Consider the following 14,309-nt stretch of genomic DNA (forward strand, 5'->3'; position numbering starts at 1 on the left):
AGATGGCCAAGGACTTTAAGATCGTCCATGAATCGGAGATCGACGGAACGCCCGATGCGGTGTTTTTTGCGGCGACGGAAGGCAACTCGGGCTGGCTATGGCCCTTGCCTGGCGAATTGGAGAAGAAGCTGGGCGGGGCCGGTCCCATGGGCAGCACCGTCACGGCCTGGGACCCGCCGCACCACTATGCCAGCCGGATGGAGGGGCCCAACGGGTTCTACAACGAACTGGAATTTGAGATTTCCCAACGGCCGGACGGGAAGTCCTGGCTGCGGTACGTTCACAGCGGTATCCTCTTTGAGGACTGGGATAACCAGTACGACGGCGCTACCAAGCACACGGCCTTCTATGTCCACACACTGGGCCAGTACGTGAAGTACTTCGCCGGGAAGCAGGCGGCCTTCGCCGATGTGCAAGGCCCGGAGACTTCCTCAGCGGCCGACGCGTTCATGGTGGTGAAGAAGGCGTTGGGGATAGACGACGCCGGAGCTGGCCGCAGCGTCAGCGTCGAGGTTCCCGGGCTCGGCATCATCGACGCCGTGGTGGATTATCAGGATCCGAACTTTGTGGGCCTGCGCACCGAGGACGCCATGTTCCGCTTCTTCGGACGCAACGCCTTCGGCGCGGTGGTGGGCATGACCGTGCACCTGTTTGCCGACGGTGCCGACGCCGATGCTGCCGGGGCCGCCTGGGGTGCGTGGCTGAACGGGCTGTACTCCTAGGCGCCGGCCTGGCCCGCCAAAACCTTAGCTTTTCCGCATACCCGGCGTTGTTCATCAACGGGTGTGCGGGAAGCATAGCGGCATGCGGACAGCCGGGGGCGGCCTTTCTTCGTGTGTATTTTTGCGCACCACCTCTGCGCTTTTGGGCGTTGATGTTCACTCGCGAACCCTGCGATACTCACAGGAAACAACCAAGACGTGTCCCGCATCACAAATGCGGGCGGGATTGTTGTTGCCCTTTGTCAATGTCGACAAGCGCGCCCATGGTGCGGAGGAGAAAAATGAGTGAACATGCTGAACCGTCTCAAACCCCGACACAGTCGGTAAAGAATTCAGGGTTGCGGAAGGTCGTTGCCGCCTCCATGGCCGGGACAGTGGTGGAATGGTACGAATTTTTCCTGTACGCCACGGCTGTCAGTCTGGTGTTCGGCAAGATGTTCTTCCCTAACGCCGGCTCCGAGCTTGACGGGATCATGGCAGGGTTCCTGACCTACGCCGTCGGCTTCGTTGCCCGGCCCATTGGGGGAATCGTCTTTGGCCATTTCGGTGACAAATTCGGCCGCAAGAAGCTGCTGCAGCTGAGCATCATCCTGGTTGGTGTGTCCACTTTCTTGATGGGCTGCCTGCCCAGCTTTGGCCAGGTGGGCTACTGGGCGCCGGCACTTTTGGTGGGGCTGCGCTTCATCCAGGGCTTCGCCGTCGGCGGCGAATGGGGCGGCGCCGTACTGCTGGTGGCCGAGCATAGCCCCAACAGCTCCCGTGGATTCTGGTCGTCCTGGCCGCAGTCGGCCGTGCCGTTGGGCAACCTCCTCGCCACCGGCGTCCTGCTGACCTTGTCCTCCGTGCTCAGTGAGGCCGCATTCCTGGGCTGGGGATGGCGCGTTGCCTTCTGGCTCTCAGCCGTCATTGTGCTGATCGGGTACTACATTCGGACCAAGGTTAGCGATGCCCCCATTTTCCTGAAGGCCCATGAGGAAATGGCTGACAACCCCGATGCTGGCTATGGCGTTTTTGAGGTGCTGCGCCGCTACCCGCGTGGAGTTTTCACCGCCATGGGGCTGCGCTTCGCCGAGAACATCCTGTACTACCTGGTAGTCACGTTCTCCATCACGTACCTGAAAGTCATTCTTCACGTCGACACCTCCCGGATCCTGTTGCTGCTCCTGGTGGCCCATGGCGTCCACTTCTGTGTGGTCCCGCTGGTTGGCAAGCTCTCGGACAGGATCGGCCGCAAGCCCACGTACATGCTTGGCGCGCTGACGGGTGCCACCTGGGGCTTCTTCGCCTTCCCCATGATGGATACCAAGGACGACTTCATGATCCTGGCATCCGTCACCATCGGCTTGATATTCCATGCACTCATGTACGCCGGGCAGCCCTCCATCATGGCCGAGATGTTCCCGACCCGGATGCGTTACTCCGGTGTGTCGTTGGGCTACCAGGTCACCTCGATTGTGGCCGGATCCTTGGCTCCCTTTATCGCCACCGGGCTGGTGGAACACTACAAGTCCTCCGTCCCCGTGGCCCTGTACCTGCTCGGCGCCTGCATGGTGACAGCCGTTGCGGTGCTTTTCCTGAAGGAGACCAAGGGTGTTTCCCTGCAGGAGATTGACGACGCCGATGCTGCCGGAACGCTGGCTCTGGGCCGTGCCGCCGCGGCCAAGTCCGAAGCCAAGGTGGGTTAGGTTGATGCCTGAAAGTGAAGCGGGGACCGGTCCATTGGCCGGGCGGCGCGCACTTGTGACCGGGGGCGCTGGCGGATTGGGGGCAGCCTGCGCCCGGGCGCTGGCAGCCCAGGGAGCCCACGTCATCGTGGCCGACCGCGACGGGGCAGGGGCCGCCGCCGTGGCGGCTGAGATAGGCGGTGAGTTCTGGGAGGTAGATCTGCTGGACACCGCGGCGTTGGAATCGCTGACCTTGCAGGTAGACATCCTTGTCAACAACGCAGGCATCCAAACCATCAGCCCCATCGAGGACTTTGACCCGGCCGCGTTCCGGCGCATCCTGGCCATCATGCTGGAGGCGCCGTTCCTGCTGATCCGCGCCGCACTGCCGCACATGTATGCCCAGGGATATGGGCGGATCATCAACATGTCCTCCATCCACGGCCTGCGCGCATCCGCCTTCAAGTCCGCATATGTGGCAGCCAAGCACGGTTTGGAGGGGCTGTCCAAGGTGACCGCCTTGGAAGGTGGCGCCCATGGGGTTACCAGCAACTGCGTCAACCCCGGCTATGTGCGGACGCCACTGGTGGAGGGGCAGATCGCCGGGCAGGCTGCCACCCACGGCATCCCCGAGGACCGGGTGCTGGCCGAGGTCATGCTGGCCAAGAACGCCATCAAGCGTCTGATTGAACCGGAGGAGATTGCCGGACTCGTCACCTGGCTTGCCTCCGACCAGGCAGCCATGGTCACCGGCGCCGCCCACGTCATGGACGGTGGTTGGTCGGCCTAAGGTGACGACCCGCCATAAGGAACGACGGCGGGGCGCACCTCGCGGCGGCAGCCAGCCTTCCGCCGTCGTCCCCTTGCAACGCCGTATCAGTTTTGGTCGAGAATTCTCCAACGCGGTATCAGCTTTGGTCGAGAAATCTGAGACGCGGTATCACCATCTGAAATTGTGGGGCCTTGTTTGCACGCGGGGTGATACGGCGTTGCTTGAAATCCTGCCAATGGTGATACGGCGTTGCCTGAAATCCTGCCAAAGGTGATACGGCGTTTGTCAGTCGGGGAGGAGCTGCTGGCGGCGCTGGCGGGTTTCCTGCAGGAACGCCGCCACCACCGCCTGCACGGCAGGGGAGCGCAGTGACTCGGGCCGTGCAGCCGCCCAGAACTGCACCTTTTGCGCCACGTCGTCGGGCAGAACCCGAACAAACCCCTCCTGCCCGTCCACCATGAACGCAGGCAACATGCCAATCCCGGCGTTCGCCCGCACCGCCTCGACTTGGGCGAACACGCTGGTGGCCTGGAAATCCGCTGGCTTGGCGGTCACCGTCCGGTGCTGTTGGGCCAGCTCAGCCACTTGCAGGGTTGATTCCACATAGGAAACAAAGCTGTGGGAGGCCAGAGACTCCACCGAGTCCGGCATGCCGTGCTCGACGACATAGCCGGCGCCCGCGTATAGCCGCAAGGTGTAGTCGGAGAGCAGGATGGTCTGCGCCCTCCCGGCCTCGACGCTTCCCGCCACCACCTCAACGTCAACACCGGAGCGGTTTTGGCTCAACCGGCGCGTGCCACTGAGCAATTCCACTCGCAAAAGGGGGTGTTTGGCTTGTAGCCGGGCCAGGGCCGGTGCAGCGATGAGTGCGCCAAATCCGTCGGAGGCGCTCACCCGCACTACCCCGGAAACGGTGTCCACGCCATCTTGAATGCCCGAAGACAGGGCGCGAAGGCTCTCTTCGATGCCTTCGGCGGCGCTAACCGCGGCCCGGCCCAGCTCCGTCAACTCCCATCCGTGGGGCGTGCGTTCTAGCGTGCGCCCACCGAGCTGCTTGTCCAGGGCTAGGATCCGGCGGGAGACGGTGGTGTGGGTTGTCTCCAGCGCATCAGCCACCGCGGTGAAACGGCCAAGCCGGGCCACCGTGAGCAGGATCAGCAGGTCATCGGGACTGGGAAACCGCTTGAATTCCACCATGGATGGGTTCCTTCCGGGTGGGTGGGGAGGGCAGCGTGCCAACTTATGTGCACAAATACACATACGCTCTGCTTTTTTCGGTCTTGTTTGCACTCTAACAGGGTGTGATGCTGGTCATATCGGCCGGTGTTGGTGGACCGGGACATAATGGACAAACGTGGAGCAAGGGAGCTTTCATCATGGCAGTTGTGGCGTGGATTGGTTTGGGCAACATGGGCGGACCCATGACATCAAACATGGTCAAGGCCGGGCACGCCGTTCGCGGCTTTGACCTGAGCGGGCAAGCACTTGCTGCGGCGGTCGCAAACGGCGTCACCGCCGCGTCTTCGATCGCGGACGCCGTACGGGGAGCCGACGTGGTGTTCACTATGCTCCCCAAGGGCGACCATGTGCGCAGCGTGTACTTCGGTGAAGCCGGAATCTTGGCCAACGCCGCCAAGGAAACCCTTCTCATTGACTCCTCCACCATTGACATTGAGTCCGCGCAGGCAGTGCACGACGCCGCTGCTGCCGCCGGCTTCCGCTTTGTTGACGCCCCCGTTTCGGGCGGCATGAGCGGCGCAAGTGCCGGCACACTGACCTTCATGATCGGCGGGGAAAGCGGCGCCGTGGCCGACGCCACCGCTGTGATCGAGCCGATGGCCGCAAACATCATTCCCACGGGCGGTGCCACCACCGGCCAGGCCGCCAAGATCTGCAACAACTTGATGCTGTTCATCAATCTTGCCTCCACCTCCGAGGGCGCCGTGCTGGCCGACCGCCTGGGCCTGGACAAGCAGGTTTTCTGGGACATCGCCTCCGTTTCCTCCGGCGACAGCTGGGCGCTGCGCACCTGGTACCCGTTGCCCGGCGTCGTGCCGACCTCGGCCGCCAACCACGACTTTGCCCCCACGTTCACAGCCGAGCTTGCCAACAAGGACATCGGGCTGGCCATCGCCGCAGCCCGCAGCACCGACACCCCGCTGGAAATTGGCGAGCACGTCCAGCAGCTGTTCCAACGCCTCATCGACCAAGGCGAGGGCGGCAAGGATTGCACCAAGATCGTGACCCTGATGGATGGGTCCCTGAAAACCACCGCTTCCGCTACCACCGCCTAAGGAAAATGCCATGACAGACGTTCGAACAACTGAAGCGGTCCGCGACTGGCCCATGTGGATCGATGGTCAGGAAGTGGCCTCGGCTAGCGGGGAGTGGCGCACCGTGGAGAACCCTGCCCGTCGCGAAACCGTCATAGCCCGCGTTCCGGCCGGCAACGCCGCCGACGTCGACCGTGCCGTCGCCGCCGCCCGGGCGGCATTCCCCGCCTGGCGTGCCCAGCACTTCAGCGGCCGGTCCAAGGCTCTGTTGGCGATTGCCGACGAGTTGGAGGCACGCACCGAGGAATTCGCCACCCTGACGGCACTGGACACCGGCAACGCCCTGCGAACGCAGGCCCGCCCCGAGGCCACCACCATGGTGTCCATGTTCCGTTACTTCGCTGGCGTTGCCGGTGAGGTCAAGGGCACCACACTTCCGGCCGGCGAGAACCAGTTGCAGTACACGCGCCTTGAACCCCTCGGGGTGGTCGCGGCGATCCTGCCGTGGAACTCGCCGCTTATGATCGCCGCCTTCAAGATCCCCGCCGCACTCGCGGCCGGCAACACCGTTATTATGAAGGCCGCCGACGACGCACCCCTGACCATCTTGCTGCTGGCCCAGGTGTGCAACCGGCACCTGCCGGCCGGGGTGGTCAATGCCATGACGGGGCGCGGCTCCGTCATTGGTGAGGCGCTGGCCAACCACCCTGGCGTGGACAAGGTCTCCTTCACCGGTTCCACCGAGGTGGGGCAAGGTGTGGCGGCGAAGGCCGGCGCGCGCCTGGCCCACATGTCCATGGAACTGGGCGGGAAAAACCCCTCCATCGTGTTCCCCGACGCCGTGGACGAGGAACTCATCGACGGCCTGCTCCTGGCTTCCCGCTTCACCCGTCAGGGCCAGAGTTGCACCGCCGGCTCACGCCTGTTCCTGCATGAGGACATTTACGACGACGTGCTGACGCGGCTCAGTGCCAAGCTCGGCGCCCTGAAGGTGGGGGACCCGCTGGACGAGGCCACCGACATGGGTGCGGTCATCAACGCCAAGCAGCACTCGGCGATCACAGGCTACCTCGACGAAGGACGCGCCACCCCCGGAATGAAGGCCGTTCTCGGTGGCAGCGCCCCCTTGGAAGGAGCGTTGACCGAGGGCTACTACCATCTACCCACAGTGTTCAGCGGCGTCAAGAACGAATTCCGCCTGGCCCAGGAGGAGATCTTCGGCCCAGTCCTGGTGGCGATCCCGTGGAAGGACACCGCCGAGGTGATCCGCATGGCCAACGACACCAACTACGGCCTGGCTGCCTATGTGTGGAGCCACAACCTGGACGACGCCTTGAATACCGCCCACCAAGTCGATGCCGGCTGGGTTCAGGTCAACCAAGGTGGCGGCCAAGTGGCCGGGCAGTCCTATGGCGGCTACAAGCAGAGCGGCATGGGCAGGGAAGTCTCGCTGGAGGGCATGCTGGAAGGGTTTACGCAGACCAAGCAGATCAACGTCAGGCTGCGCGGGGTGCCCAATGGGTGAGGAATCCGCGCTGCCGCAGGCGCTGCCGCTGGCGGGAATCCGGATCCTGGATCTTAGCCGCGCACTGGCCGGCCCCTATGCCACGGCGTTGCTGTCCGACCTTGGCGCCACCATCGTCAAGGCCGAAAGCATCAAGGGCGGGGACTCAAGCCGATCCTGGCCCCCGTTTGAGGACGAGCACAGCCTGTACTTTGACTCCGCCAACCGGGGAAAGGAGTCCATCGCGATCGACTTCTACACCCCGGCCGGGCGGGACTTGTTGTGGGAGCTGGCCATGAGCGCCGACGTCGTGGTGGAGAACTTCCGCCCCGGCGTGCTGGCCACCACGGGCCTTGACCCGGAAAAGCTGCGAGCCGCCAAGCCGTCCATCATCATCGCTTCCGTGAGCGGATTTGGCGCCGTCGGCCCGCTGGCCCAGGCGCCCGGCCTGGACCAGGTAGCCCAGGGCATGAGCGGGCTCATGTCAGTGACGGGGCCCGACGCCGGGAACATGTACCGGGTAGGGGTGCCCATCGTGGACTTGGTCTCGGGCATCAACACCGCGCTGGCCATCGCCGCGGCGCTGGTGGGCAGGGCCCGCACCGGCGTGGGAATGGAGGTCTCCACCTCGCTGCTGGAAACGGGGTTGGGGCTGGGCGCCTTCCAAGCGCAAAAGTACCTGAGCACGGGCGAGGTTCCCGTGCCGCTGGGCAACACCCACCCCGCGCTGACTCCCTACGGGGTGTTTGCGACGGCGGACATCCCCGTGATCATCGCCGTGGGCAACGAAAAGCAGTGGCAGCAGCTCTGCACCCTGCTGGGGGCCCCGGAACTGGTGGAGCGCCCCGAATACGCTACTGGCAAGCTGCGCCACGCCAAAGAGGCCGCACTGAAAGTTGAGTTGGAGAATTTGCTGGCACACCGCACCGCCAACGAATGGCTGCCCGTGCTGCGCGCGGCCGCCATTCCGGCAGGTCCCATCTACAACTATGAGCAGGCCTTTGCCGACGACCAGGTCAAGGCGCTGGACATGGTGGAAACCGTGCACCGCGCCGACGGCACGGAACTGCCGCTGGTGCGCGGCCCCATTTCTGTCAACAGGGCGGCGCCGCGCATCCGCAAGGCCCCGCCGTCGTTGGGTGAGGATACGCTGGCAGTGTTGGCTGACCTGTCGCTGACGCAGGAGCAGATCGCCGGGCTGGTGGAGGCCGGCATTGTGCTGGCCGCGCCGCCTGTGCAGGCGGGCCTCGTGTTGTGAGTGCGGCCACGGTAGACGCTTTGACGATTGGGGCAGGGGAGACGATGGGCGTGTTGCGCATTGAACAGACCGGGCCGGTGGCCACGCTCATCATGGACAATCCAGGCATGCGAAACGCCATCACACAGGACATGTGGCAACAATTTGAGGACCTGCTGGCGCAACTGGATGCCGACGACTCCGTGAAGGTCGTAGTGGTGCGCGGGGTAGGAGAGCACTTTTCCGCCGGCGCCGACATCGCCTCCGTGCAAAGAATCCTGCACGACCCCGCCACCGGGCAAAGCGACGGGGGAGACATCACGGTAGCGGAGAATGCCCTGGCCCGTTTTCGCAAGCCCACCATTGCTGCCATAGACGGTTACTGTGTGGGCGGCGGCTGGCAGATCGCCGGCGCCTGCGATATTCGCTTGGCCTCCGAGCGCGCCGTCTATGGCATCACCCCTGCCAAGATCGGCATCGTGTACCCGTTGTCCGGGATCAGGCGCCTGGTGCAGCTGGCGGGCCCGGCGACGGCAAAATACCTGCTTCTCAGCGGCGATTTTGTGGGCGCCCAGGAAGCGCTGAGACTGGGCCTGGCCACGAAGGTTCTCGCCCTGGAGGCCTTCTGGGAAGACGTTGCGGCGTTTGCCAGCCATGTGGCCGCACGCTCGCAGTTCTCCGCCCAAGGCCACAAGGCCCTAATTAACGCGATGAGTTCCGGGGCTGCCGACGTCGAAGTGGATGAACTCAGTGCTTACTGGCAGGGCCAGATGGCGGTCAGTGAGGATGCCGCCATTGGTGTTGCTGCGTTCCTGGCCAAGGAGACACCCAGGTTCACCTGGCTGCGGCCGCACGAGGGCTGAGCCGCGTCGGGGCTTCGCGGCGGCCGCGGCCCGGAGGGGAGTCCCTTCCCCTCCGAGTCTGGGATTTCAGGCGGTCCGTCACCCGGGGATTGCTGTGACCAGCGGCGTTGTTCGGTGCAAGACGGCACGGCCTTGCTTACATTCGGGTCGTTTCTTAAGCTGCGCATCACCGTTTCACAAGTTCACCCCCGGTATTCCCAGCGCGATGACAAAGCTCTCATGACCATGTGAGTAGTGCGGCGTCGAGCGAGCGTGCGCCGGTCAGCTCACCGGGTTGGGATGACCATACGCGATGCGCGGGTCTTGAAAGAGGCAAGAATTTCCGGTCTGTGACAATTTGTTTTATCGAGAAGTTGGCTCGGGTTGCAGGGTTCGAGTCATGTAGTAGCTGTGAGGATCTTCAATGTAGGACCCGAATGGCTGACATTGATCGAAACCATGTTTTTTGTACAGTGCCCGGGCTGGTGCGAAGAATTCCATAGATCCTGTCTCCAGGGATATGCGAGCCACCTTGCGCTCTCTTGCGTTGGCCAGCATATGGCCTAGCAACTGCGAAGCCACCCCTTGCCCGCGGAAGTCCGGATCTGTACGCATGCTCTTGAGCTCCTCGTGTCCCGGTGTTAGTTCCGCCAACGCGCAGGTACCCGCTATTCGTTGCTCCTTCCACGCTACCCAGAGTTGAACGGTGGGCTGCCGCAGTGCGGCCAGATCCAACGCGTGTTGAGACTCCAGAGGAGAGTGTGGCGCCATGTCGGCAAGGTGTTCTTGAAGGAAGGTGCTCAAAGCGGGATCGTCGAAGTCTGCGAGTTGAATGTTCAGCGTCATAGCGACAAATTATCAACTCTATGTATCAGGGATGTTAAGCACGGGAAGTATCCTGCCGACCATCAACCCACTTGCACAAACACGTCCAGTAGACCTTGGCGAATTCAACCGGTCGCAGCACCAGGCGGTTTCTCTGGTTCCGATAGTAGCTGCTGTTCCATGGCCTGTGCGGGGGTGCTGCCACCGAGGATCCGACGGGCTGACCCGCCGGCTTTAGACCCCTGGCTGCAGGGCTTTGACCCTACAACCAAGGCCCAGATGGCTGGGGAAGACGCTCTAGAGCACCTTGTTCAAAAAGTCCCTTACCCGCGGGTTGGTGTTGTCGTCGGAGAAGAATTCCTCCGGAGGCATGTCGGCGGCGATGACGCCCCCGTCAATGAACACCACACGGTCGGCCACCCTGCGGGCAAAACCCATCTCGTGCGTGACAACGATCATCGTCATGCCCTGCTTTGCCAGGTCCGTCATAACGTCCAGGACATCTTTGACCACCTCGGGATCGAGGGCGCTGGTGGGCTCGTCGAAGAGCATCAGCTTCGGGTTCATGGCCACAGCCCGGGCAATGGCGATGCGCTGCTTTTGACCACCGGAAAGCTGGCTGGGATAGGCGTTGGCGCGGTGCGTCATGCCCACCTTCTCCAGCAATTCCATGGCGTGAGCCTTGGCCTCCTCCTTGCTCTTACCCAGGACGTTTATCTGCGGCAACATGACGTTGCGCAGCGCGGTGAGGTTGTGGAAGAGGTTGAACTGCTGAAACACCATGCCCATGCGCGAACGCAGCCGGTCCAGGTCGACGTCGGGGGCCAGCAGGTCCTCGCCGTCAAAGATCACATGGCCGGAAGTTGGGGTTTCCAGCAGATTCAGGCAGCGCAGAAACGTTGACTTTCCGCCGCCGCTGGGGCCGATGACCGCCACCACTTCGCCCGGTTCAATGGTGAAGTCGATGCCCTTCAGGACGTGGACGGGGCCAAAGGTCTTGGTAATCGCTGTGGTCGAAAGAAGTGCCATTAGATGTAGACCGCCAGTTTCTTTTCCAGGGTGTTGGCAATGAAGCCGATGATGTTGGTAATCACGTAGTAGACCAATCCGATGAAGAGGTAGACGGTCAGCGCGTCAAACGTGCGCGAGATGATGGTCTGCCCCACCAAGAACAGTTCGCTGATGGTCACAAAGGAGACCAGCGCGGAGTTCTTGGTCAAGGAGACGAACTCGTTGCCCAGGGGCGGGAGCATGCGCAGAAACGCCTGGGGGACAATGATGTGCCGCAACGCGGCCCCGGAACTCATGCCGCAGGATCGGGCGGCCTCCATCTGGCCCTTGTCCACGGAGTTGATGGCACCGCGAACAATCTCCGTCACGTAGGAACCGCTGTACAGGCCCAAGGCAAAGACGCCGGCCACCAGGGGATGCAATTGAATGCCCAGCTGCGGCAGGCCGAAGTAGATCAGGAACAGCTGGACAATGAACGGGGTGCCGCGGATGACAGAGACGTAGGCGGTGCCCAGCCAGCGGATCGGGGTGATCTTGGAGAGCTTTGCAAAACCGCCCAACAGGCCAAAGCACATGCTCAAGACCAGTGACATTCCAATGATTTCCATGGTGGTGACGAACCCTGCCCAGAGGGGTCCCGCCGAGTTGGTGATGGAGGAAATATTGATCAACCCGTGCGCTTTTGCCGGTCCCGTGACAGCTGAGGTGACGTCGCCAAACCATTGTGCCGTCAGCTTGTCATACTCGCCGTTGGCCTTCAGCTCCGCCAGGGCTGTGTTGAAACTGTCCCGGACGGCGGTGTCTGACTTTTGGAACGCATACCCATAATTCTCGGAGGTGAGACGTTCGCCAACCTGCTTGAGGCCGCCTTGTTCGTGGATGAAATAGCGCCCGCCCGGCTGCCCGGTGACGACGGCGTCGGCCTGGCCAAGCTTCACGGACGAGAACATTTGGTCATTGGTTTGGACCTGTACCAGCTGCGCCTTGGGCTGGTTTTGCTCCAGCCACTCAACGGATTTGGTGCCCACCTGCACGGCCACCTTCTTGCCGGCCAAGTCCGCCAGTGAGGAGATGGCGGTGTTGTTCTCGGCTACGAAGATGCCTAATCCGCCCGGGTAGTAAACGTCGGAGAAGTCGATTGCCTTGGCGCGTTCGGCGCTGATGTAGATGGCGGAGGCGCCGACGTCGATCTGGTTGGCCTGAAGAGCCGGGACGATGTTGCCAAACGGCATCTGGATGAAGTCGACGTTTTTGATGCCGGCCTTGTTGGCAAGTGCCTTCACCAGGTCGACGTCGAAGCCCATCTTCTGGCCGTTGGCGTCGGTGAACTCGAACGGCGGGAAGGTGGCGTCGGTGCCCACACGCAGCGTGGTTTTGCCCGATTGCAGCTCGGTCAGCTTCGCGGAGGTGGCTGCCGGTGCTGGTGTGGTGTCCGCCGTGGCGGCCTGCGCCGCGACGCCGGTGGTGCACAGAATGACGGCCAGCAGGGCCGCCCAAAAACGGTAGCGGGTGAAAAGATTCTTCACGAGAGCTCACTTCCAGAGTGGTTCGTCGGATGCCTGAATGGCGGTGGGTGCCTGCAACAGCGGAGCATGGCAGGTGGCAATGGCATGGATGAGACGGGCTGCCGAACGTGCGGTGCGGTTGTCAATGTCGAAGCGCGGGTTCAGCTCAACGACGTCCACGTGTACCAGCTTTGGCGAAAGGGCCAGCTGTCGGCAGACCGCAAGGATGATGTCAAAGGGGACGCCCAGGGCTGCCGGGGCGCTGACGCCTGGGGCAACGTAGCCGGGCAGGACGTCCAGATCGATGGTGAGGTAGACGGCGTCGACCCTGGCCAAGAAATTCTCCACAAAGGCGGCGACGTCGGCAACGTTGCCGCATTCTTCGTCACGTAGGTACTCCACGCCGAGGTCCGCGGCGGTTTGGGCCAGGGCCAAGGTGTTGTTGGGTTCACTGATGCCGATGATGGAATACGTGAAGTCGCGGCCGGCCGCTTGCTCCCGGGTGGCAATCTGCAAAAAGGGCGTGCCACTGGAGGGTAGGGGATCGGCGCGCAGGTCAAAATGGGCGTCAAGATTGATGATACCCAAGCGCTTGGTGGCGGTGACCCCGGCTGCGTCGAGCCCCAGATAGCTTCCGTATGCCGTTTCATGGCCGCCGCCGAGCACAATCGGCAGATGCCCGTTGCCTAGGGCGGCGCTTACGGCCTGTCCCAGACGGCGTTGTCCGGATTCCATGTTCGCGTCCGTGACAGAGACGTCTCCCAAATCGTGGAGCGTCAGATCCTCCGGGGCTGATAGTGAGGCCAGTGCGGCGCGGATGACGGCGGGTGCGGCGGCGGCACCTATCCGGCCCTTGTTACGGCGCACTCCTTCATCGCTTTGGAAACCAATCAGGGCAATGCCGGCCGCGTTCGAGCCGGTATGAGCCAGCGATTGGTTGACGGCGTGGTGCCAGCGGCGGTGCTTGGCCTCGGCGCCGTCGTCCCGGCCGGACCACGGGAGTGGGGTGAGTTCTTCAGTCATGAGGGTTCCGTTCCTACGATGCGTTGAGGATAAGGGCGGCCGCCCGGGTGGAGGCGATGAGTCGTTTCTCATTGCGGATGGCGCGGAAGGACGGCGCCATGGTGCTGATGGCTCCGGCCAGGACGCCGTCGGCGCCAAAGACGGGGAAGCTGACACCCCAGACCCCAGAGTCCACCGCGCCTTGGCTCAGTGCGAAGCCTCGGGCGGAAACCAGCACAAGCTCACGGCGCAGGGAAGTGGATTCGTCCGGTTCAAGGGCCAGGCCCGCGATGATGGCGGACTGCTCGGTGTCCGTGAGGTTGGCCAACAGCGCTAAGGCGCTGGCACCGTGGTGCAGGGGCTGGGACAGGCCCGCGGAGTAGCTGCAACGCAGCAGCTGCGGTCCCTCGACGGCCTCAACACACAGGGCCCGGGCGTCGCTGACAACCAAGTAGGCGGCCAGTTCTTCGGTTTCGTTGGACAACTGTTGAAGTTGGGCACTGATATGGTTCTTGACCACCGCTTCCTGCCGAAAGTTCGCCGCCAAACGCAACGCGGTAGGACCCGCGCTGAACTGGCCACGATGATTTGCCGGGGCCACCAGGCCCGCCTTGAGTAGGGCCGAGAGGTGACGGTAGACGGCGCTGGCGGGGATACCCGTCCCGGAGGAGATCTGTGCTGCCGTCAGAACAGGGGTGGAAGCAAACTGCAGCAGGATATCCAGTGCGCGCGAATGTGCGCCTTGGCGCCCGGCTTCCTGAGAAGCCAAGCCATGCGCAGACTCGTTTGCTGTTTCAACCATAGCGACGACATTAGTGTCTGGAATCACAGTCAGAAAGCCATTGTTCCCACTGACTGGGAATGATGTTGTCACGCAGTGGGTTTGGCGTGGTCGTGGCGCGGACCCTTCTCGATTGAGGTGCGGTTCGCGCTCCAGTGCAGGGGTCGTGTG

At 63.0% G+C, this 14,309-nt stretch carries 13 protein-coding genes; 7 read left to right on the forward strand and 6 right to left on the reverse strand.

All coding sequences use genetic code 11. From position 1 onward, the window contains the following. Positions 1-2: 2 nt before the first annotated feature. The 3 genes from CXQ94_RS09105 to CXQ94_RS09115 all read left to right on the forward strand — a co-directional run bounded on the left by CXQ94_RS09105 (position 3) and on the right by CXQ94_RS09115 (position 3,176). A complete protein-coding gene (locus tag CXQ94_RS09105; protein WP_104088854.1) occupies positions 3-722 on the forward strand; it encodes an ATPase in 720 nt (239 codons plus the stop codon). Between the two features lie 281 nt (positions 723-1,003). Continuing rightward, positions 1,004-2,407, forward strand: a complete 1,404-nt coding sequence (locus CXQ94_RS09110; protein ID WP_258066911.1) for an MFS transporter — start codon at positions 1,004-1,006, stop codon at positions 2,405-2,407. Positions 2,408-2,411: 4 nt separating this feature from the next. Continuing rightward, complete coding sequence (locus CXQ94_RS09115) at positions 2,412-3,176, forward strand: 3-hydroxybutyrate dehydrogenase (RefSeq protein ID WP_104089291.1); 765 nt, start codon at positions 2,412-2,414, stop codon at positions 3,174-3,176. Positions 3,177-3,443: 267 nt separating this feature from the next. On the opposite strand, the gene CXQ94_RS09120 is transcribed toward CXQ94_RS09115, so the two are convergent. Beyond that, entirely contained in the window at positions 3,444-4,355 is a 912-nt protein-coding gene (locus CXQ94_RS09120) for a LysR family transcriptional regulator (protein ID WP_104088858.1), read from the reverse strand. A gap of 179 nt (positions 4,356-4,534) precedes the next feature. Between CXQ94_RS09120 and mmsB the strand changes: the two genes are divergently transcribed. Genes mmsB through CXQ94_RS09140 form a run of 4 tightly spaced genes read left to right on the forward strand, consistent with a single transcriptional unit; the run spans position 4,535 to position 9,035 of the window. Next, entirely contained in the window at positions 4,535-5,452 is a 918-nt protein-coding gene (mmsB, locus tag CXQ94_RS09125; protein ID WP_104088862.1) for a 3-hydroxyisobutyrate dehydrogenase, read from the forward strand. A 10-nt stretch (positions 5,453-5,462) separates the two neighbouring features. Further along, on the forward strand, positions 5,463-6,956 hold the full coding sequence (locus CXQ94_RS09130) for an aldehyde dehydrogenase family protein (RefSeq protein ID WP_104088865.1): 1,494 nt from the start codon (positions 5,463-5,465) through the stop codon (positions 6,954-6,956). Further along, positions 6,949-8,193, forward strand: a complete 1,245-nt coding sequence (locus tag CXQ94_RS09135; protein WP_104088868.1) for a CaiB/BaiF CoA-transferase family protein — start codon at positions 6,949-6,951, stop codon at positions 8,191-8,193. Before CXQ94_RS09130 ends, CXQ94_RS09135 begins: the two co-directional genes overlap by 8 nt. Continuing rightward, positions 8,190-9,035, forward strand: a complete 846-nt coding sequence (locus CXQ94_RS09140) for an enoyl-CoA hydratase/isomerase family protein (RefSeq protein ID WP_219817017.1) — start codon at positions 8,190-8,192, stop codon at positions 9,033-9,035. Before CXQ94_RS09135 ends, CXQ94_RS09140 begins: the two co-directional genes overlap by 4 nt. A gap of 342 nt (positions 9,036-9,377) precedes the next feature. Here the strand turns inward: CXQ94_RS09140 and CXQ94_RS09145 are convergent, their stop codons facing one another. The 5 genes from CXQ94_RS09145 to CXQ94_RS09165 all read right to left on the reverse strand — a co-directional run bounded on the left by CXQ94_RS09145 (position 9,378) and on the right by CXQ94_RS09165 (position 14,159). Further along, positions 9,378-9,860, reverse strand: coding sequence for a GNAT family N-acetyltransferase (locus tag CXQ94_RS09145; RefSeq protein ID WP_104088874.1), 483 nt, complete (start codon positions 9,858-9,860; stop codon positions 9,378-9,380). Between the two features lie 276 nt (positions 9,861-10,136). After that, entirely contained in the window at positions 10,137-10,868 is a 732-nt protein-coding gene (locus CXQ94_RS09150; protein WP_104088877.1) for an amino acid ABC transporter ATP-binding protein, read from the reverse strand. After that, a complete protein-coding gene (locus CXQ94_RS09155) occupies positions 10,868-12,376 on the reverse strand; it encodes an ABC transporter substrate-binding protein/permease (protein ID WP_104088880.1) in 1,509 nt (502 codons plus the stop codon). The genes CXQ94_RS09150 and CXQ94_RS09155 overlap by 1 nt, the downstream gene beginning before the upstream one ends. 6 nt (positions 12,377-12,382) lie before the next feature. Further along, positions 12,383-13,378, reverse strand: a complete 996-nt coding sequence (hutG, locus tag CXQ94_RS09160) for a formimidoylglutamase (RefSeq protein WP_104088883.1) — start codon at positions 13,376-13,378, stop codon at positions 12,383-12,385. A gap of 13 nt (positions 13,379-13,391) precedes the next feature. Next, the gene (locus tag CXQ94_RS09165; protein ID WP_181034146.1) at positions 13,392-14,159 is read right to left on the reverse strand and encodes an IclR family transcriptional regulator; all 768 of its coding nucleotides are present in this window, start codon (positions 14,157-14,159) and stop codon (positions 13,392-13,394) included. Positions 14,160-14,309 lie beyond the last annotated feature (150 nt).

The sequence above is a fragment of the Arthrobacter sp. GMC3 genome, from assembly GCF_002929305.1.
GTDB lineage: Bacteria > Actinomycetota > Actinomycetes > Actinomycetales > Micrococcaceae > Specibacter.